The sequence below is a fragment of the Brachybacterium phenoliresistens genome, from assembly GCF_039530785.1.
Lineage (GTDB): Bacteria > Actinomycetota > Actinomycetes > Actinomycetales > Dermabacteraceae > Brachybacterium > Brachybacterium phenoliresistens.
Genome location: NZ_BAAAOW010000004.1, coordinates 214,681 through 233,229, shown reverse-complemented (window position 1 = coordinate 233,229; position 18,549 = coordinate 214,681). Strand labels below are relative to the sequence as shown.

Annotated in this window: 23 protein-coding genes; 11 read left to right on the top strand and 12 right to left on the bottom strand. The window is 73.4% G+C overall.

Annotation, left to right across the window (positions count from 1 at the left end; genetic code table 11):
• Positions 1–122: 122 nt before the first annotated feature.
• The 3 genes from ABD234_RS11415 (at position 123) to ABD234_RS11405 (ending at position 2,468) form a co-directional block, all read left to right on the top strand.
• A complete protein-coding gene (locus ABD234_RS11415) occupies positions 123–812 on the top strand; it encodes a phosphatase PAP2 family protein (protein ID WP_051486848.1) in 690 nt (229 codons plus the stop codon).
• A gap of 78 nt (positions 813–890) precedes the next feature.
• Positions 891–1,478, top strand: a complete 588-nt coding sequence (locus ABD234_RS11410) for a hypothetical protein (RefSeq protein WP_051486849.1) — start codon at positions 891–893, stop codon at positions 1,476–1,478.
• Positions 1,479–1,814: 336 nt separating this feature from the next.
• On the top strand, positions 1,815–2,468 hold the full coding sequence (locus ABD234_RS11405; RefSeq protein ID WP_038372633.1) for a YdcF family protein: 654 nt from the start codon (positions 1,815–1,817) through the stop codon (positions 2,466–2,468).
• On the opposite strand, the gene ABD234_RS11400 is transcribed toward ABD234_RS11405, so the two are convergent.
• Positions 2,469–3,557: an FUSC family protein gene (locus tag ABD234_RS11400; protein ID WP_084148468.1), complete on the bottom strand. Its 1,089-nt coding sequence runs from the start codon at positions 3,555–3,557 to the stop codon at positions 2,469–2,471. It lies immediately after the preceding gene.
• Between the two features lie 79 nt (positions 3,558–3,636).
• Here ABD234_RS11400 and ABD234_RS11395 point away from each other — a divergent pair, with 79 nt between their 5' ends.
• Positions 3,637–5,103 carry a purine-cytosine permease family protein gene (locus ABD234_RS11395; RefSeq protein ID WP_344356255.1) on the top strand — a complete coding sequence of 489 codons (1,467 nt, stop codon included), beginning with the start codon at positions 3,637–3,639 and terminating at the stop codon, positions 5,101–5,103.
• A 61-nt stretch (positions 5,104–5,164) separates the two neighbouring features.
• Here the strand turns inward: ABD234_RS11395 and ABD234_RS11390 are convergent, their stop codons facing one another.
• Together ABD234_RS11390 and ABD234_RS11385 are read right to left on the bottom strand one after the other, a co-directional pair.
• Positions 5,165–5,689, bottom strand: coding sequence for a flavin reductase family protein (locus tag ABD234_RS11390; protein WP_344356253.1), 525 nt, complete (start codon positions 5,687–5,689; stop codon positions 5,165–5,167).
• Positions 5,686–6,285: a superoxide dismutase gene (locus ABD234_RS11385; protein WP_344356251.1), complete on the bottom strand. Its 600-nt coding sequence runs from the start codon at positions 6,283–6,285 to the stop codon at positions 5,686–5,688. The genes ABD234_RS11390 and ABD234_RS11385 overlap by 4 nt, the downstream gene beginning before the upstream one ends.
• A gap of 93 nt (positions 6,286–6,378) precedes the next feature.
• Between ABD234_RS11385 and ABD234_RS11380 the strand changes: the two genes are divergently transcribed.
• Positions 6,379–6,939 (top strand): cysteine hydrolase family protein, encoded by a 561-nt coding sequence (locus ABD234_RS11380; protein WP_344356249.1) that lies wholly within the window; start codon positions 6,379–6,381, stop codon positions 6,937–6,939.
• Positions 6,936–7,475: a DUF488 domain-containing protein gene (locus ABD234_RS11375; RefSeq protein ID WP_344356247.1), complete on the top strand. Its 540-nt coding sequence runs from the start codon at positions 6,936–6,938 to the stop codon at positions 7,473–7,475. The genes ABD234_RS11380 and ABD234_RS11375 overlap by 4 nt, the downstream gene beginning before the upstream one ends.
• 108 nt (positions 7,476–7,583) lie before the next feature.
• On the opposite strand, the gene ABD234_RS11370 is transcribed toward ABD234_RS11375, so the two are convergent.
• Both ABD234_RS11370 and ABD234_RS11365 read right to left on the bottom strand, forming a co-directional pair.
• On the bottom strand, positions 7,584–8,471 hold the full coding sequence (locus ABD234_RS11370; RefSeq protein ID WP_344356245.1) for a phosphotransferase family protein: 888 nt from the start codon (positions 8,469–8,471) through the stop codon (positions 7,584–7,586).
• A 27-nt stretch (positions 8,472–8,498) separates the two neighbouring features.
• On the bottom strand, positions 8,499–8,954 hold the full coding sequence (locus ABD234_RS11365) for a DUF2231 domain-containing protein (protein ID WP_344356243.1): 456 nt from the start codon (positions 8,952–8,954) through the stop codon (positions 8,499–8,501).
• A gap of 80 nt (positions 8,955–9,034) precedes the next feature.
• Here ABD234_RS11365 and ABD234_RS11360 point away from each other — a divergent pair, with 80 nt between their 5' ends.
• The 5 genes from ABD234_RS11360 to ABD234_RS11340 all read left to right on the top strand — a co-directional run bounded on the left by ABD234_RS11360 (position 9,035) and on the right by ABD234_RS11340 (position 11,738).
• Complete coding sequence (locus ABD234_RS11360) at positions 9,035–9,541, top strand: sigma-70 family RNA polymerase sigma factor (protein WP_344356242.1); 507 nt, start codon at positions 9,035–9,037, stop codon at positions 9,539–9,541.
• Complete coding sequence (locus ABD234_RS11355; protein WP_344356240.1) at positions 9,538–10,218, top strand: anti-sigma factor family protein; 681 nt, start codon at positions 9,538–9,540, stop codon at positions 10,216–10,218. Before ABD234_RS11360 ends, ABD234_RS11355 begins: the two co-directional genes overlap by 4 nt.
• Positions 10,219–10,283: 65 nt before the next feature.
• On the top strand, positions 10,284–10,796 hold the full coding sequence (locus ABD234_RS11350; RefSeq protein WP_344356238.1) for a COG4315 family predicted lipoprotein: 513 nt from the start codon (positions 10,284–10,286) through the stop codon (positions 10,794–10,796).
• A gap of 26 nt (positions 10,797–10,822) precedes the next feature.
• Positions 10,823–11,260 carry a VOC family protein gene (locus ABD234_RS11345; protein ID WP_344356236.1) on the top strand — a complete coding sequence of 146 codons (438 nt, stop codon included), beginning with the start codon at positions 10,823–10,825 and terminating at the stop codon, positions 11,258–11,260.
• Between the two features lie 67 nt (positions 11,261–11,327).
• Positions 11,328–11,738, top strand: coding sequence for a hypothetical protein (locus tag ABD234_RS11340; protein ID WP_344356234.1), 411 nt, complete (start codon positions 11,328–11,330; stop codon positions 11,736–11,738).
• Between the two features lie 53 nt (positions 11,739–11,791).
• Here ABD234_RS11340 and ABD234_RS11335 read toward each other — a convergent pair whose 3' ends face one another.
• From ABD234_RS11335 to ABD234_RS11305, 7 genes are all read right to left on the bottom strand, one after another.
• Positions 11,792–12,625 (bottom strand): hypothetical protein, encoded by an 834-nt coding sequence (locus tag ABD234_RS11335; RefSeq protein WP_344356232.1) that lies wholly within the window; start codon positions 12,623–12,625, stop codon positions 11,792–11,794.
• Positions 12,626–12,959: 334 nt separating this feature from the next.
• Positions 12,960–14,255, bottom strand: a complete 1,296-nt coding sequence (locus ABD234_RS11330; protein WP_344356230.1) for a sensor histidine kinase — start codon at positions 14,253–14,255, stop codon at positions 12,960–12,962.
• A 1-nt stretch (position 14,256) separates the two neighbouring features.
• On the bottom strand, positions 14,257–14,934 hold the full coding sequence (locus ABD234_RS11325; RefSeq protein WP_344356228.1) for a response regulator transcription factor: 678 nt from the start codon (positions 14,932–14,934) through the stop codon (positions 14,257–14,259).
• A 56-nt stretch (positions 14,935–14,990) separates the two neighbouring features.
• Complete coding sequence (locus ABD234_RS11320) at positions 14,991–15,554, bottom strand: recombinase family protein (RefSeq protein ID WP_344356226.1); 564 nt, start codon at positions 15,552–15,554, stop codon at positions 14,991–14,993.
• A 26-nt stretch (positions 15,555–15,580) separates the two neighbouring features.
• On the bottom strand, positions 15,581–16,141 hold the full coding sequence (locus ABD234_RS11315) for a hypothetical protein (protein WP_344356224.1): 561 nt from the start codon (positions 16,139–16,141) through the stop codon (positions 15,581–15,583).
• A 12-nt stretch (positions 16,142–16,153) separates the two neighbouring features.
• Positions 16,154–17,302: a M4 family metallopeptidase gene (locus ABD234_RS11310; protein ID WP_344356222.1), complete on the bottom strand. Its 1,149-nt coding sequence runs from the start codon at positions 17,300–17,302 to the stop codon at positions 16,154–16,156.
• Between the two features lie 30 nt (positions 17,303–17,332).
• Complete coding sequence (locus tag ABD234_RS11305; protein WP_344356220.1) at positions 17,333–18,514, bottom strand: aminotransferase-like domain-containing protein; 1,182 nt, start codon at positions 18,512–18,514, stop codon at positions 17,333–17,335.
• Positions 18,515–18,549 lie beyond the last annotated feature (35 nt).

The following is an 18,549-nucleotide window of genomic DNA, read 5'->3' as shown; positions in this document are numbered from 1 at the left end:
TAGCCTCACCTCGCCCGATTAAGACAGTCAGGGCTTGCGTTATCGAGAAGCTCACACGGACAGTAACGATCGCATAACCACTTGGGGTGCGCGGGGCCGCGATGATGGCGGATGCTGGGGCGATGATCCCTGCGCCTCCCCGTCCTCTGCCCTGGGCCGCCCTGGCGCTCGCGAGCGTGCTCGCGGCGTGCGCTCTGGGATGGTGGGTCCTCGCCGCCCCGGCGGTCGACGACCTCGACATGCTCGGGGTACGCGCCGTGAACACGCTCCACTCCCCCGCCACCGACGCCCTCGCCCGCGGCATCGACGTGCTGTTCGGGCCGATGGGCTCGGCGATCGTGTGGATCCTCGCGGTCCTCGCCGCCCTGCTGCTGCGCGGCTCCCGCGCCGCCCTGTGGACGGGCCTGGTCGCGGGCGTGCCGTGGGCGGCCTCCCGCCTGGTCAAGGAGCTGGTGCGGCGCGAGCGCCCCGACCTGGGGGTGCTCGACCACGTGCTGATCGACCACCCGGCCTCGGCGAGCTTCCCCAGCGGGCACACCGCCTTCGCCGCGGCGCTCGCGACGACGCTCGTGCTGGCGCTGCCGCCGGGCGGCAGGCGCCGCATCGCCGTCGCGGCCGGCGCCCTGCTCGTGCTGGCGGTCGCCTGGTCCCGGATGGCCCTGGGCGTGCATCACCCCAGCGACGTGCTGACCTCCATGATCCTCATGCCCGTCCTCGCCCTGTGCACGGCGCGCCTGCTCGCCGCGGCCGGCCTCCCCCGCCCGCTGGGCGCCGACCGGGGACCGGCCAGGGCACGCTGCCAGGCCGATTGACGCCTGCAGCGGGCAGCCCTCGTCTCGCCTGCGCATGGTGTGGGTACTCTGACCCGCATGACGTCGGAGAGTCCTGAAGTGATCAGCATCATCCAGGGGTTCCTGTCGGGCGAGATCAGCGATGCCGTTTTTCTGGAGGAGCTCTGCGGCGACCGGCTCGACGGTCTGCGCCACTGGCCGAATGCGCCGGCGTACGTTCCACACCGTGACCTGATGCAGTACCTCCTGCTTGCCGACATCGACACTCCAGATGGCCGGTACGCCGTCACGAGCGTGCTGGAGGAATATCTGCGTGATCATGGCGCCGCTGTGGCTCCTACGACACGAGGACGGAAAGCCGCGTCCGACTACGAACTCTTGCTTGACGTCCAGCCTCGTTGGCTCGACGTCACGGGGGACGAAATGAAGGAGCTGCTCGCCGCTGCTGCAGACGCCCCCGAGGACTCACGACGAGCTCAGCTGAAAGCCATGATCAAGGAGCGCTACCGGTACTTGCGACGACCGCCGCGATGGCTGCAGTCACCACAATGGCCGCTGGTAGAGCAACGGGCTGCGGTTTTCGTCGGACAGCTCGATGTGTCCGCTCTCCATCACGACACCGCACATCTGTACGTGTTCGTCGATGAGCACAGCGGCAATGTCGTCACCGTGACGCAGCAGATGTAGCTCCCCGAGATGCTGCGCCATTGCTTGCGCTTGTCGACGCATCGCTCCACGAGGTCACGGCCACAGCAGCGGTGCCTTCGGACATCACCGTGCCCGGTTCGCGCGCGACGGGCACCCTTCGTCGACGAGAAGCCGATCCGGCCTGGTTCACGGTCGTCCGTTCGCGCCCTGTACCTGGATCTGCTCGAGTGTCGGACATACTCGCCGTCCAGGACCCGTCCTCGGTACGAACGGGCCGATCTGATCCGGCCCCTGTGGCAGGCTCGGGGATGATCAGCGCATCGCACGCGTCCCGGGGCGCCGATGCGAAGACTTCGGGAACACGACAGGACCGACATGAACGCCGGCGTCGATGCCGATCCAGACCTCATCGAGACCGACAGCGGATTGATCCGCCCCGCTGACCTCATCATCATCTTCGGCACCCCTCATTGGACACCTGCTGAGGTCGCCGTGGATCTGTTCACCCGAGACCTGGCACCTCGGATCCTCGCGACAGGCGGCTCCTCGCGTCACGACGGGCGTCTCTGCGAATCCGAGATGCACAGGGATCTCATGGTGGCCCGGGGCGTCCCCGAGGACCGGATCCTCTGCGAGACGGCATCGGCGACGACGCTCGAGAACGCCGTCAACGCCCGCGCCGTCATCGACCGCTTGGGACCCGTGCACTCGGTGATCGCCGTGGTCAAGTGGTATCACCGTCGTGCCCTCGTGCATCTTGCCGAGCAGGTGCCCTCCCTCGAGCGGATCTACACCGCCGCATACGAGCCGTTCAACGGGGAGACCCGCCGCGGCATGACCCGCAGGACCTGGCAGGAGACCTCGCCGAAGAGCGTCCGCCGAGAGACCGCCTACCTGCGGACGATGATCGCGGAAGGCCGAGACGTGCTCGAACGCACCGATGCGGGATGGATCCGATCGCCGGGGCGCGCCAGGGCCGGCGCCGCGGGAGATCCGTCCGACCGTCGGGGATCCGTCCGACCATCCTGATCAGCGGGAGGGGCCCGCGCCGGAACTGCGGGGATCCGGACCGGGACCCTCCTTCCGGCGCAGCGCCGCTCCGATGAGCACGACGACGATGCCGACGCCGACGCCGATGGCGGTCTCCAGCACGCGCGCGTGGAGCATCGGCCCCACCGCCTGCGGGTGCGCCAGCTGCACCATGAGCAGGGCCAGCGGTGTGATGAAGCACAGGGCGAAGGCGTAGTTGCGCAGTACGTACAGCTCCGCGAGGAACTGCATCACCACCACCCACACCACCAGCTGCCAGGCCTGCGCGGGGAAGGACAGCAGGAACGCCGTCACCCCGATGCCGAGGATCGTGCCCAGCAGGCGGTGCACGCCCCGCTCGACCTGGGCGCCGTGCCCGGGGGCCGAGAGCGGGGAGACCGCCGCGATCTGCGCCCAGTACGGGAACGGCAGCCCGGAGACGATGCCGATGACCCCGGCGGCCAGCGCCGCGGCCAGATGCACCCCGCCGACCTCGGCCAGCTGCCGGCGGGTGAAGATCTCGCGGCGCGGGTCCACGCCCGCTCCGGGGTGGCGTTCACCCATGTAGTGACCCGCTAGCCCCAGCAGGACGCACCAGGAGGCAGTGCCGGCGGCGATCAGCAGGGCCAGCCACACCGGCGCTACGGAGGGCGCGGAGGAGATTGCCGCGACCGCGAACAGGGGGAACAGCGCGCCGCCGGGCTTGATGCCGCGCTTCGCGACGAGGGTCGCCGCGCCGGCGGCGACGAGCGCGCCGACGACCATCGCCGTCCACGGCAGGGCGCGATCCCCCAGCATCGGCCCGAGCGCGGCGAGGCTCGCGCCGATCCCCACGCACAGCGTGAGCACCAGGCCCATCAGGCTCTGCCGGCGGAAGCGCAGGGCGGTGGGCTCGTAGCGGGAGTAGATGCCGGTGAAGGCGCCGAACGCCGCGAACATCGCCCACTCGATCCGGTCGGTGGCCAGCAGCAGCGCCAGCGGCACGGCCAGCCCCACCGCGATCCGGAGGGCCGGGATGTGGTCGACCCGGCCCGGCGCGAGCGAGACCAGGCGGCGGGCGCGCTCCCGGACGGACGAGGGGACGGGCATGGGGGCTTCCTCCGCGCGTCCGGGACCGTGCGGCGGGCCTTCCGCCGCCGCCGTGCGCACCGGTGCCAGGATAGGGCGCATGAGCGCACCCCTCGTGGAGACCACCGGCATCGAGATCGTCGAGGAGTCGCAGCGCACCGCCCGGCCGCGGGACCTGTTCTGGCCGTGGTTCGCCGCGAACGTCTCGGTGTTCGGCATGAGCTACGGCTCGTGGGTGCTGGGCTTCGGCATCTCCTTCGCCCAGGCGGTGGTCGTGTCCCTGATCGGCATCGTCATCAGCTTCGCGCTGTGCGGGCTGATCGCGATCGCCGGCAAGCGCGGCAGCGCCCCGACGATGATCCTCTCCCGCGCGGCCTTCGGCGTGCACGGCCAGAAGGTCCCCGGCATCGTCTCGTGGCTGACCTCGATCGGCTGGGAGACGATGCTGGCGATCTCCGCGGTGCTCGCCACGGCGACCGTGTTCCAGGCGCTGGGCCTCGCCTCCGGCACCGCGGTGCTGGTCATCGCCACGCTGGTGATCGCGGCGATCATCGTGACCGCCTCGGTGCTGGGCTACCACACGATCATGCGCATCCAGTCGGTGCTGACCTGGGCCACCGGCGCCATGACCATCGTGTTCATGGTCCTCACGATCCCCCACATCGACCTGGCGGCGGTCGCCTCGGCCCCCTCGGGGAGCGTGCAGCAGATGGTCGGGGCGCTGGTGATGGTGATGACGGGCTTCGGCCTGGGGTGGATCAACATCGCCGCGGACTGGTCGCGCTACCAGCGGCGCAGCACCTCCGACGGCGCGATCGTCGCCTGGAACACCATCGGCGGCTCGGCCGCGCCGGTGATCCTGGTGGTCTTCGGCCTGCTGCTGGCCGGGTCCGATGCCGATGTCATGGCGCGGATCGGCGACGACCCGGTGGGCACCCTGGTCACGCTGCTGCCGCTGTGGGCGCTGATCCCCTTCTGGATCGTCGCCGTGCTGACCCTGGTCTCCGGCGCGGTCAACGGCATCTACTCCTCCGGCCTGACCCTGCTGAGCCTGGGGATCCGGATCCCCCGCCCGGCCGCCGCCTTCCTGGACGGGGCGATCCTCACTGCGGGGACGATCTGGGTGGTCTTCTTCGCCACGAGCTTCATCGGGCCGTTCCAGAGCTTCCTCATCACCCTCGGCGTGCCGATCGCCTCCTGGGCCGGGATCCTCATCGCCGATGTCCTCACCCGTCGCCGCGACTACGACGAGGCCGCCCTGTTCGACCCGTCCGGGCGGTACGGGTCGGTGGACTGGATCTCGATCGTCACCTTCGCGGCGACCTCCCTCGTCGGCTGGGGCCTGGTGGTGAACTCCTACGCCGAGGACGCCCCGTGGAACAACTGGCAGGGGTACCTGCTGGAACCGCTGCGGATGGGCACCTTCGTCGACGACCCGGCCGGCGCCTACTGGGACGGCACCTGGGCCTACGCGAACCTGGGCGTGCTGTTCGCGCTGGTCGCCTCGTTCCTCATCACCCTGCTGGCCCGGCGCGGGAGGATCCGCCAGCAGGAACGGGACGCCTGACCCGGGACCCGCACGGAATCCCCTCGCAGATCGCCCCACTCCTCGGCCCTCGCCGCCGGGGTCACTCGGCCGGGATCGGCGCCCCCGTGACGAAGCCGCGGTTCCAGCGCAGCAGCGGCGGGGCCTCGCGGTGGGCGCTGCCGCGACGCACCTCGCCGACCACCAGCAGCTGATCGGCCACCGGCGTCACCGCATGCGTCGTGCACGCGAGGGCGACCAGCGCATCGGGCAGGACCATCGGCCCCTCCTGCGTGCGCTGCGCCCCCGCGGCCGCGAGCGCGGCCCGGCGCTCCTCGCGCGCGGTGCGGCCGGTGAGGATGCGGACCAGGCCCAGGTGATCGGCGGCGAGGATCGACACGGCCCAGGGCGCACCGTCCGCGATCGCGGCGGCGCCCGCCCGGGTGCGCCCCATCGAGACGGCGATCGTGAAGGGGTCCACGGAGGCGGTCAGCACGGAGGCGGCGATGAAGAACAGGTCCTCCTCGCCGTCCCGCGTGCTCACGAGGGTCACGCCGCTGCCGTACTGCGCGAAGCTGTCGTACAGGGCCGGCGCCGGGCCGGCGGAGGGATGCTGCGTGGCGGTCACGAGCGGGCGGCCTCCAGTCGGCGTGCGACATCGGCCCAGTTCACGACGTTCCAGAAGGCCGTGACGTAGTCCGCCCGGACGTTCGCGTAGTCGAGGTAGTAGGCGTGCTCCCACACGTCCAGCTGCAGCAGCGGGGTGATCCCGGCGGGGATGTTGCCCTGCTGGTCGTAGAGCTGGAAGATCACGGGCCGCTGCCCGAGCCCGTCCCATCCCAGCACCGACCATCCCGACCCCTGGACGCCGAGCGCCGTGGCGGAGAAGTGGGCCCGGAGCTTGTCGAGGGAGCCGAAGTGCTCCTCGAGCGTCTCGCGCAGGGCGCCCTCGGGGTCGCCGCCGCCGTCGGGCGAGAGGTTCTCCCAGAACACGCTGTGGTTCCGGTGCCCGCCGAGGTGGAAGGCGAGATCCTTCTCGAGCTGGTTGATGTGCGCGAAGTCGTTCTTCTCGCGGGCCTCGGCGAGCTGCTCGAGGGCCGTGTTGGCGCCGGTCACGTACGCCTGGTGATGCTTGGAGTGGTGCAGCTCCATGACCCGCGCCGAGATGTGCGGGGCGAGGGCGGAGTAGTCGTAGGGCAGGTCGGGCAGGGTGTAGACGGGCATCTGTCGTCCTCTCGTGTCGATGACGACGACGCTAGGACTTCATGTGCGCTTGAAGTCAAGCGGGGCCCGGGGCGGTTCCGTAGAGTCGCCTGCATGAGCAGCTCCCCGCCCGCAGCCCCCTGGCTCCTGGTCATCGACCCCCAGCGCATCTTCGCGGACCCCTCCTCCGACTGGGCGGCCCCGACGTTCCCCGCCGCGAAGACGCAGATCCAGCGCCTGGCCGCGGCCATCGGCCCGCAGCGCACGCTGGTCACCCGCTGGCTGCCGACCGCCGACCGCTCGACCTCGTGGGGCGACTACTTCGCGGCCTGGCCCTTCGCGGACGTCCCGGCCGACGACCCGCTGTACGCCCTGGTCGACGGCGCAGAGCAGCTGTCCGACCGGCCCACGATCGACGAGCCGACCTTCGGCAAGTGGGGCCCGCAGCTCGCCGGGATCGTCGGCGCGGGAGCGGAGCTGCTGGTCACCGGGGTCTCCACGGACTGCTGCGTGATCACCACCGTCCTCGCGGCGGCCGATGCCGGCTGCCGCGTCACCGTGGTCACCGACGCCTGCGCCGCCTCCACGCCGGAGAACGGCGCGGCCGCCCTGCACACCCTGGGCCTGTTCCCGCCGCAGGTGCGCCTGGCGCGGGCGGCCGATCTGCTGCCATGACGCCGCCGCTGATCACCGTCGGGCACGGGCAGCTGGACCGGGAGCAGCTCGAGGAGCTGCTGACCGGCGCGGGCGTCGAGCATCTCGTGGACGTGCGCCGCTTCCCCGGCAGCCGGACCCACGAGGCCGCGGCCCGCGGCGCGATCCCCGACCTCTGCGCCGCGGCCGGCATCGGCTACCGCTGGGACGAGCGCCTGGGCGGGCGCCGCCGGCTCACGGCGGCCGAGGACGCCGAGACCCCCGACACGTGGTGGCGGGTCGCGGCGTTCCGCGCCTACGCCGCCTGGACCCGCAGCGCCGACTTCCGGGCCGGGGCCCAGGATCTCGCGGCCGATGCCGCGGCCGCGCGCACCGCGATCCTCTGCTCGGAGGCCGTGTGGTGGCGCTGCCACCGGCGCCTCATCGCCGACGTGATGCTGCTCGAGCACGGCCTCGAGGTCCTCGACCTGCTGCACTCCGGCGCGCTGAACCCGCACGAGCCCAGCGAGGGCGCCCGCCGCGACGCCGACGGGCGGGTGATCTGGGACGGCCGGTGATCCGGGACGCGGTGATCGGGGACGCCGGGTGACCCGGGTACGTGGCCTGGGGCGTGGTGACTGCGGGACGGGGGTGACTGCGGGACAGGGTGGCCCGGGCGCGGCGCCTCACCCGGCGGCGCGCAGCACCTGCACGATCAGCTCCTCGACGCGGGCCCGCATCCCCGCGGGATCCACCGGGGCGCGCCCGCCGACCTGGATCGGGATGAACTCCTCCCACGCCGGGGAGAAGTCCAGCAGCTCGCCCATCAGCCAGGCCGGATCGACGCGGGTGCCCGTGAGCGCCTGGTACCGGCCGAGGAAGGACCATGCCCGCGCGGCGTCGTGGAGGACGGTCAGGTTGAGCATGCAGTGGCCCACGTCGCGGCCGGCATCGGCCACGCCGCAGCCCGTCCAGTCCACCACCCCGGTCAGCGCGCTGCCCGTCCACAGCACGTTGAAGTGCTGGTAGTCGCCGTGGGCGAGCAGCGGGCGCCGGGGGTCGTCCGCCGAGACCGCGAGGTCGAGGGCGGCCGCACCCTCCGGGAGCCCGGCCATCCAGGCGCGGCGGCGGGGATCGGCCATGTCCGCGTGGCGGGGGCAGGGCTCGAGGTCGGGGCCCGGCGGCAGGTCGTGGATCGCGGCGAGACGGGCGGCGAGCGCCTCCAGCCATCCCGGGACGTCCTCGGGGTCGAGCACGCCCCGCCCCGGCAGGCAGGTCATCAGCGTGCTCGGCCTGCCGGTGCGCTCCCCCTCCGGGTCGGCGGCGATCAGTCCCGGTGCGCCGATGCCGCCTCCGGCGAGGAGCTCCAGGGCCGCCGCCTCCCGGCGGGCGCACTCCCGCGGCCACGGGCCGTCCTCGGGCCAGCGCCGCAGGACCACCGCGGGAGCATCGGCCCCCGTGAGGTCCAGGCGGTACATGGCCTGCGACAGGCCTCCGGTCAGCGGGGTGATCGCCGCGATCCGGGTGCGCGGGCCGAGCACCTCCCGCACCCACGGCTCCACGATGTGCTGCATCCGAGCACTGTAGCGGCCGGTCCCCGCTCAGCCGCCCCAGACCGAGCGGGCGCCTGCCTCGCCGATCATCACCACCAGCGTCGTCGCGCCGCCGGCGGCGACGACCGCCGCCGCGCCGAGCAGCCGCGGGACCAGGCGGCCCGGCTCCTCGCGCCACCGGTACCAGGCCCACTGGGCGGCGGCGACCACGGCCATCGCGATCGTCCACGGCGGCAGCATCCGGGCGAGGCGGGCATGCTCCAGCACCCTCGGCGTCGGGCCGACCATGCCCAGGAGCACCTCGCCGGAGGCGATCGTCACCGGCACCAGCAGCATCACCAGCAGGGCCAGCAGGGGGGTCACCGCCCCGAGGCGGCGCCGCGCCGCCGGAACGAGGGTGCCCAGGACGAGGGCGAGGGCGCTGAGGGGGACCAGGACCACCACGGCGTGCACCACCAGCGGGTGCATCGGCAGGCCCATGACGCCGTCCAGGATCGGGTTCATACTCGGACCACGAGGGACGGGCCGCCGCGGTTCAGATGAACCTGCGGCGCCCCTGCCCCGTGTCACCGACGGAGGTGAGCATGGGCGAGGAGGACGCGACACGGCTGGGCGCGCTGTACGACGCCCACGCCGCGCCGATCCGGCGCTACGCGACGCGCCTGACCGGCGACGCCGCGGCGGCGGAGGACGTGGTCCAGGAGACGCTGCTGCGCGCCTGGCGCACGCCGAGGATCCTGGCCGACGACCCCGAGACCGTCCGGTCCTGGATGTTCACCGTGGCCCGCCACCTCGTCATCGACGAGGCCCGCAGCGCCCATCATCGCCGCGAGCAGCCGGTGGCGGAGGCCCCCGAGGCCGAGATGCGCGATGCGACCGACGCCGTCTTCGACCAGATGCTCGTCGAGGAGGCCCTCGCGACCCTCTCGGAGCCCCACCGCGCCGTCGTCGTGCGCGCCTACTTCGGCGGCATGTCCACCGCCCGCATCGCCCAGGAGCTCACCATCCCCGAAGGCACCGTGAAGTCCCGCATGCACTACGCGCTGCGCGCCCTGCGCCTGGCCCTGCAGGAGAGAGGAGTGACGCGATGAGCGAGCACCAGCGCCTGGCCGAATGGGACGCCGCCTACGTCCTGGGGGCCCTCGGCGCCGCCGACCGGGCGGAGTTCGAGGAGCACCTCGAGCACTGCGCCGCCTGCCGGGACGCGGTCGCGGAACTGGCCCCCGTCCCCGGACTGCTGGCCCGCATCCCCGCCGAGCGCGCCGAGCAGCTCCTGGCACCGGCCGATGCCGAGCGGGAGGCCCTGCTGGACCTCGGCGCGCACCGCGCCCGGCGCCGGCGCGGGCGGCGGGTGCTGACCGCCCTGGCCGCCGCCGCAGCGGCCGTCGCGCTGCTGTTCGCGGGATCGGCCCTGGACCTGCTGCGGCCCGCTGCGGAGACGGAGCCGGGCCCCGAGACGACCGTGGCGATGGAGCCGGTGGATGCCGCGCCGCTGCGGGCGAGCATCGGCATGACCACCGTCCCCTGGGGGACGAAGCTGGACGTGACCTGCAGCTACGAGGCCGATGCGTACGGCCGGCCCGGCGGCGGCGAGTACGAGCTGGTGGCCATCGGGGCCGATGGCCAGGAGACCTCGCTGTCCACCTGGCATGCACAGCCCGGATCGACCGCGCTGCTCAGCGCCGGGACGGCGCTGCCGGCGGAGGAGATCCAGGCCCTCGAGATCCGCGCGGCGGACACCGGGGCCGTGCTCATGCGCTCCGGGTGAACCGCAGGCGGGCCGGTCTCGTGTCCTGGGTGACCGGGTTCCCGGTCCGGACCCAGGAGGCAGCCATGTCCATCGGAATCAGGCACGCGGCGCTCGGCGCGGCGGCGGTGATCGTGCTCGGCATCAGCGGATGCACGTCCTCGGGCGAGGGCGGGTCCGACGGCGGCGGAGGCGGCTACGGCGGCGGGGCCCCCGCGGAGGAGACGACGCAGGCCCCCGCCGCGGAGGGCGCCGCGCTCGGCGTCGCCGAGTCCGATCTCGGCCGGATCGTCGTCGACGGCGAGGGCATGACGGTCTACATGTTCGACAAGGACACCCAGGGCTCCGGGGCCAGCGCCTGCGAGGGGGACTGCGCCGCCAACTGGCCGGCCGTCACCGTCGACGGCGACGCACCCGAGGTCGAGGGCGTCACCGGGGAGGTCGGCACGATCACCGGGGTCGACGGCTCCACCCAGCTGACCCTGGACGGCTGGCCGCTGTACACCTTCATCGGCGACCAGGCCCCCGGTGACGTCGCCGGCCAGGGCGTCAACGAGGTGTGGTGGGTGCTGGACCCGGCCGGCACGCCGATCCGGTAGTCGGAGGCCGATGCTTCGATGGCCCCATGACGACACCATGGACCATGACCATCGACTGCACGGACGCCGTGCGCTGCGCGGCGTTCTGGCGCACGGCCCTCGGCTACGAGGACGCCCCTCCCCCGGCGGGCTTCGCCTCCTGGGAGGACTGGTTCGACGCCTGCGAGGTGCCCCTCGCCGAGCGGGGCGACGGCGCCGCCCTGGTCGACCCGACCGGAGCGGCGCCGCGCATCTCCTTCCTGCGGGTGCCGGAGCCGAAGTCCGTCAAGAACCGCCTGCACCTGGACCTCCAGGTCAGCGGCGGCCGGGCGGTCCCGGCGGAGGTCCGCCGCGCCCGGATCACCGGAGAGGTCGCCCGGCTCCTCGACGCGGGCGCGCAGGTGCTCTCCGAGCATCGGATCGGCGAGGACCTCGACCACGTGGTGATGGCGGACCCGGAGGGCAACGAGTTCTGCGTCGTGTGAAGGTCACGATCCAGCGTCGATCCGCGCAAGCATCGAGCGAGCGCCCTACCGTCGCGGGATGAGAGCGATGAGGAGTGCGACGGTCGCGCTGGCTGTCGTGGGGCTGGTGTGGCTCGCGGCATGCTCCGCGGCGGAGGAGGGGGACCAGGCCACCTGGTCCCTGGCCCCCGGCCAGGAGGTCACGGCCGAGACGACCGTGCTGAAGCTCGAGGCGACGCGCACATCCTGCGCGAACGGCCGCACAGGTGAACTCCTGGAGCCGGTGATCACCGTCTCCGAGTCCCGCGTCATCGTCCGCATCGACGCGGTTCCGCTGAAGCCCGGGGGCTATGACTGCCCCGGCAACGACAGGGTGCCCGTCACCGTCCGCCTCGAGGAGCCCGTCGGGGACCGCGAGCTCGTCGACGGCGGCTGCCTCCGGGAGGACGCCCGGGAGATCGGGGACTGCGAGGATCCCGTGCGCTGGTCCGGGGCCTAGACCGGCGCGGGGCGCCCGTCCGAAGACGAGCGCCCCGCGTTCTCGTGATGGTGTCAGTCCTCGTCGACGTCCGTGGAGAGGACGGTGAGGGCCGCGTCGAGCTCGACGTCCGCCCCGGTGCCGTCCCCGGCCAGGACCTCGGCCTCGATCGCGGTCCCGGGATCGTCGGAGCTGGAGATCTCGGTGACGACGCCGTCCGCGACGCCCTCGGCGGAGGCCGCGTCCAGGGCGGCGGTCTCGATCGCCGGCAGCTGGGCGAGGTCGAGCAGCGGCTCGGCGTCGTCGTCCGCCTCGGTGTCGTCCTCGGCGCGGACCGTGACGGTGCCGTCGGCGGCGATGTGCACGTCGCTCTCGGTGCCGTCGCTCAGGCGCACCTCGATCTCGTAGCCGCCGCTGACGACCTCGATCGTCGTGACGCCCTCGGCGCCGGTCTCGGCGATGGCCTGGTCGGCGACGGTCCGCATCGAGGCGGCATCGCGCGCGGGGAGGTCGGCGGGCCGGGCGTCCGCGTCATCCGCATCATCCCGATCGTCCGCGTCATCCGCATCATCCCGGTCGTCCGCGTCATCGGCATCATCCCGGTCGTCTGCATCGTCCCGGTCGTCCGCGTCATCGGCATCATCCCGGTCATCCGTGCCGTCCTGGTCGTCCGCATCGCGGTCCCCGTCATCGGAGCCGCTCTCGGCGGTGACGCCACCGAGGTCGTCGCCGTCCATGCCCGGGCCACCCAGGGCGTAGGCGGTGCCGCCGCCCAGGATCAGCACGGCCGCGGCGGCCGAACCCATCATGAGGGCGCGGCCGCGGCGGGGGCGGGTGCCGACGGCGGACGCGGCGGCCCCGGTGGTCTCGGAGGTCTCAGGGGTGCTGGGGTTCATGTTCTCGGTCATGTCTCCACCATGCCGAGCAGGCGCTGAAGCGGCCCTGAAGCGAGCTGAAGGATTATTCAGGGAGGCGAGTCGAAGGGTTCTCCCGGAGCGGGGCGGTGCGGCGGCAGGCGCCGGCGTGCTGCGCGGGGCGGTGCGGCGGCCGATCGCGGCGGACACGAACGGCCGCCGGAGGGCCGCGAACCGGGCAATCGCCTGGCTCGAGGACCTGGGCCCGCCTTCCGTGTCCGCCACCGTGCCCGATCTGCCTGTGGGCGCACGGCGTGGCAGCCGCCGCCCGCCGCCCGCCGCCCGGCGACCCGGCCGCGGACGCGCCGGTCCGATCAGCCGCGACGCCTCATGCGCCGCGGTCCGCCGCCGGGAGGTCGAGGGTGAACAGCGCACCCCCTGCGGTCCCCTGACCGGCGGTGACGGTGCCGCCGTGCGCCCGCGCGATCTGCCGGACGATGGCCAGTCCCAGCCCGCTGCCCCCCGCGTCCCGGGCACGGCCCTCGTCGAGACGGGCGAAGCGCTCGAAGACCAGCTCGCGCTGGTCGGCCGGGATCCCCGCGCCGTCGTCCTCGACCTGGACGCGCACGCGGCCGGCATGCTCGGCCACGCGCAGGGTCACGGTCCCCGCGGCGTGGCGGGCGGCGTTGTCCGTGAGGTTGCGCAGGGCACGCGCCAGCATCGCCGGGTCCCCCTGCACCCGCGCCGGGCCGATCCCGCGCGCATCGACCGCCACGCCCAGACCGCGGAGCCGCGCGGCCTCCTCCAGGGCCAGGTCGTCGAGGTCGACCTCGGCCGTGACGCGGCCCTGTCCCTCGTCCAGGCGCGCCATCAGCAGCAGCGACTCGACCAGCTCCTGCATCCTCGCGCCCTCGCCCAGGACGACATCGCCGAGCGCGGCGAGGGAGGTCGCCTGCGGGTGGTCGCGGGCGAGCTCGGCGTGCTGGTGCAGGGTCGCCAGCGGCGAACGCAGCTCGTGGGACGCGTCGCTGACGAAGCGCCTCTGCAGGACCTGCGCCTGCTGGATGCGGTCCAGGAGGTCGTTCATGGTCGCGGCGAGGTCCCCGAGCTCGTCCTGGCCCGCATCGACCCGCTGGGCGGGATCCGCGGCGTCGACCGTCTCGACCTGCCGTCGCAGGCGTTCGACCGGGGCGAGGGCCCGACCCGTCACCACCCAGAGGACGACGCCGATGAGCAGGAGCACGATCGGCACGGCGACCGCGAGCAGGACGCCTGCCGCGCGGGTCGCCTCATCGGCCCCCTCGAGCGGACGGGCGACGGTGAGCATGCCGGAATCGGTGCTCTCCGAGGCGGCGAGGTAGGCCTCGCCGTCCACCACGATCCGGGCGGTGCTGTCCTCGGGGACGGCCGGGAGGGCGGTTCCGTCCTCGAGGTTCGATCCGGAGCCCTCGAGCTGGACGAGGACGTCGTCGTCGACGTCGCGGATCGCGGCCGGATCGGACTCGGCCAGGTCGGCGTAGAAGTCGAGGTCCTGTTCGAGGGAGGTCGCGATCCCGGCGGTCAGGGTGCGGGAGAGGATCTGCACGGCGGCCACGGAGCCGAGGCCCAGGGCGAGGGCCAGCACGAGCAGCGCTCCGGCGGTGATGCGGGCGCGGATCGATCGGGAGAACACGGCGCGGGGCATCTCAGCCGCCCGTGGCGGACAGGCGATAGCCGGTGCCGCGCACCGTCTCGAGGGCCGCGCGCCCGAAGGGCCGGTCGATCTTCCGGCGCAGGTGCCCGATGTAGACCTCGACGATGTTGGGGTCGCCCTCGAAGTCCTCGCCCCACACGTTCGCGATCACCTCGCGCTTGGTGACGACCTCGCCGCGCCGGCGCAGCAGGAAGTCGAGCACGGACATCTCCCGGGCGGTGAGCGTGATCTCCGTGTCGCCGCGCAGGACGCGGCGCGCGGCCGGGTCCAGCCGCAGGTCCCCGGCTTCGAGGAGGGCCGGGCGTTCCCGGCCGCCGCGGCGCGCCAGCGCCCGCAGCCGCGCCACGAGCACCGCGGAGGAGAACGGCTTGGTCATCCAGTCGTCGCCGCCGGTGTCCAGCCCCTCGACCTCGTCCCATTCGCCGTCCTTCGCGGTGAGGAACAGGACGGGGGTCGCATCGCCGTGCGCCCGCAGCTCACGGCACACCCGGTAGCCGTTCATCCCCGGCATCATGATGTCCAGGACGATCACGTCGTAGTCGTGGTCCTCGGCCAGCGCCAGGCCGCGCAGCCCGTCATGGGCGACGTCGACGACCATCCCCTCGGCCTCCAGGCCGCGGCGCACGCCGTCGGCCAGCCGCACCTCATCGTCCACGAGCAGGATCCGCATGACCCCAGTCTGCCCGCGCCGCGCTGAAGCGGCGCTGAAGCGGCGTCGGTCCGCCGTCAGTCCAACGGCAGCTCGGGCTGCTCGAGCAGCCGCCGCAGCATCTCCCAGGGGACGCCGTGCTCCCGTGCGACCTGCCGCGAGGGCATCCCGGCCTCGAGCTGCAGGCGGACGTCGTGCAGCTCGCCGTCGGACAGCTCGCGGGGGCGCTCGATGCTCACCCGGGCGTAGGCGGGCACGTGCACGACGGCCTCGGCCTGCCGTTCCGCCGCCATCGCCGCATCGGCCGCGACGACGGCGGCGACCAGGCGCGCGTCCTCCGGGCCCAGGGTGATGCCGGCCGCGCACAGCTCGAGGCGCGCCCCGGCGCCGATGATCTGCTCGACGAGGTCCTGCAGGTCGCGCAGGGACCGGGCGAGGCGATCCGCGGAGGCGACGGCCAGCGTGTCCCCGCTTCGCAGGGCGTCGAGGGCCTCGCGCAGCACGGGGCGGTCGTGCGAGGTGCCCGGCGGCTGCAGCTCCGTCCAGGTGCGATCGGCCGGACCGATCAGCTCGCGCTGACGGGCGAGGTCCAGACCGGCCGAGGAGTCCCGGAGATAGGCGATGCGCGCGGAGGTGGCCATCCTGCATTCTGCCTCAGGTGCGGGGCTCATCGCCCGGCGTGCGCGTCGAAGGCGTCGGGATCGCTCTCCTCGTAGGAGAGGGCGAGCTCGAGCCACTGCGAATGCGCCACGTCGCCCTCCCCGCCGTCCTGGTCCCGGCGGGCGTCGTCATGGTCGGCCATCCGCCACAGCAGCTCATGGATCCGGGCCTCGCAGGCCGGGTCGAGGTCGAGGATCACGGCGGCCGTGACGAGGTCGTCGGCCTCCGCCACGGGCCGCACGACGCTCCGCGCCTGCTCGCAGGCCTCGGTGTACGGGGCCGTCCACGCCGCGATGCGCTCGCGGTGCTCGCGGCGCGCCCGGGCGCTGAGGATCCGCACGAGCAGCCCGTGCTCGGGCTCGGGGGCGGTGCCCACGGTCTCGCTCGCGCGGCGGATGCGGTCCAGAGCCGCCCCGGCCCGGGCCGGACCCGCACCAGGGGCGTGGATCCAGACCGGCACGGTCGTCTCCGGGAGCAGCGTCGCCCAATCCCGTCGCGCCACCAGATCGCGGATCCTCTCGGCCTCCCATGCATCCTGGATCTCGAAATAGTCCTCGGAGGTCGTCATCGCCCCAGCTTCTCACGCCTGCTCAGGGGTCACTCCGACGCTGCGCCACGCCTCCTGAACGGCGACCCGCTGCGACGACCCGGGGCCGTGGAGCTGCTCGGCGGCCGCGAGGGTGGCGCGGGCGAAGGCCGCGAAGCCGGCGTCCTTGGGCAGGCCGCCCCGGGTGAGGGCGCGGTACCAGATCGGCCCGGCGCCCTCCCAGGACGCTCCGCCGATCCCGGTCGCGGCCAGCACGAACGCCCGGTTGGGGATGCCGGAGTTGATGTGGACGCCGCCGTTGTCGTGCTGCTCGTCGTGCGGGAGGTCCTGGTAGTCGGCCATCGATCCGGGCTGGGGGTCGCGGCCCAGGACCGGGTCGTCGTAGGCGGTGCCGGGATCCATCATCGACCGCAGGGCCCGGCCCCGGACGGCGTCGGTGAAGACGCCCTCGCCGATCAGCCAGTCCGCCTCCGCGGCGCTCTGGCCCAGCATGCGCTGCTTGGTCATCGACCCGAAGGCATCGGCGACGGACTCGTGCAGCGCCCCGGACTGGCCGACGTACACGAACCCGGCGGTGAACTGGACGACCCCGTGGGTGAGCTCGTGGCCGATCACGTCGACGGCGTTGGTGAAGGACTGGAAGTACACGCCGTCCCCGTCGCCGAAGATCATCTGCTCGCCGTCCCAGAAGGCGTTCTCGAAGTCCTGGCCGTAATGGACGGTGGCCACCAGCTCCATGCCCGCATCGTCCAGCGAGTCCCGCCCGAAGACCTCCCGGAACAGCGTCCAGGTGGCGCCGAGGCCGGTGTAGGCCTCGTCGGCGGACTCGTCCCCGGTCGCCGGGGCGCCCTCGGCGCGGACCAGCACCCCGGGCAGGGCGGTGCCGTGCTGCGCGTCGTGGATCCGGCGGCGCAGGACGGCCGCCTCCATCGCAGCGGCGGTCCGCGGCGGCCGCGTCTCGGGGACGCGTTCCTGCAGGTGGGGAGGGATGAGACCGGTCGCCGTCCCGGAGTACCCGGGGCGGCTGCTGCGGGCCGCGCGCACCTCGCGGGAGCCGGCGACCCGCCGGCCGATGGCGAGGGTGCGTTGCGCCGCATCGGCCGGCCCGTCGGAGGCGAGGCGGGCGATCTGCTCGAGCAGATGGGGCGGGACGATCCCGGCGTGCATGCGTGTGGTGTCCATGCCCCCAGCATGCGCCGGCGCACCGACGCCTCAGCCGACGGCGGCGGCGAGGACCTCCCCGAGGGCGGCGACGCCGCTGCGGATCTGCGCATCGGTCGCGCTGGTGAAGCTCAGACGGAGCGTGCGGCGCCCGTCGCCGTGGGCGAAGAACGGCTGACCGGGGACGTAGGCGACCTTCCGCGCGACGGCCGCCGGCAGCAGGGCGCCGGTGTCCACGTCGCCGGGCAGCTCGACCCAGCAGAACATGCCGCCGTCGGGATCGCTCACGCGCGCCCCCGCGGGCAGATGCTCCCGCAGGGCCCGGCCCATCACCCCGGCGCGATGGCCGTAGACCTCCCGCAGCCGCTCCACCTGTCGCGGCAGCACATCCTCCACGAGGGCGAGGACGATCATCTGGTTCAGGGTCGGGGAGTGGAGATCGGCCGCCTGCTTGGCGAGCACGAGACGCTCGATGACGTGCCGCGGGGCCTGCACCCAGGCGTCCCGCAGCCCGGGGGCGAGGACCTTCGAGAAGCTGCCGAGGTGGACGACGTGCACCTCCTCGGGATCATCGGCCTGCGCCAGGGCCAGGTCGAACAGGGTGGGCAGGGTCTCGCCGCGGAAGCGCAGGTCGTTGTAGGGGCCGTCCTCGATCACGGTGACGCCGTGGCGCCGCGTCACCTCGAGCAGGGCGCGGCGGCGCTCCCGGGGCAGGGTGCGGCCCGTGGGGTTCTGGAAGGACGGCGTGGTGTACAGCGCCCGGGCCTCCGTGTGCGCGAGCTGCTCGGCCAGGGCCTCGGGGACGATGCCGTCCTCGTCGGTGAGGACCTCGACGAAGCGCGCCCCGTACGGCGCCATCGCCTGCAGGGCCCCGAGGTAGGTGGGCTGCTCGACGAGCACCACGTCGCCGGGATCCAGCAGCACGCGGGCCAGCAGGTCCAGGCCCTGCTGGCTGCCGCTGGTGATCTGCACGTGGTCCGCGCCGATGCCCGCGCGGGCGCCGATCCACTCCCGCAGCCCCGGGTCGCCCTCGGTGGTGGAGTACTGCAGCGCCTCCCGCCCGCGGGCGGCGAGGATCCGGTCGCTCGCGGCACGGACCTCCTCGAGGGGGAACAGCTCCGGGGCGGGCAGCCCGCCGGCGAAGGAGATCACCTCGGGCTGCTGCGTGACCTTGAGGATCTCGCGGATGGCGCTGGAGGTCATGCGCCGGGCCGTCGCGCTCAGGGGGATCATCCACCGAGCCTACGAGCCCGGCGCAGGACCGGTCG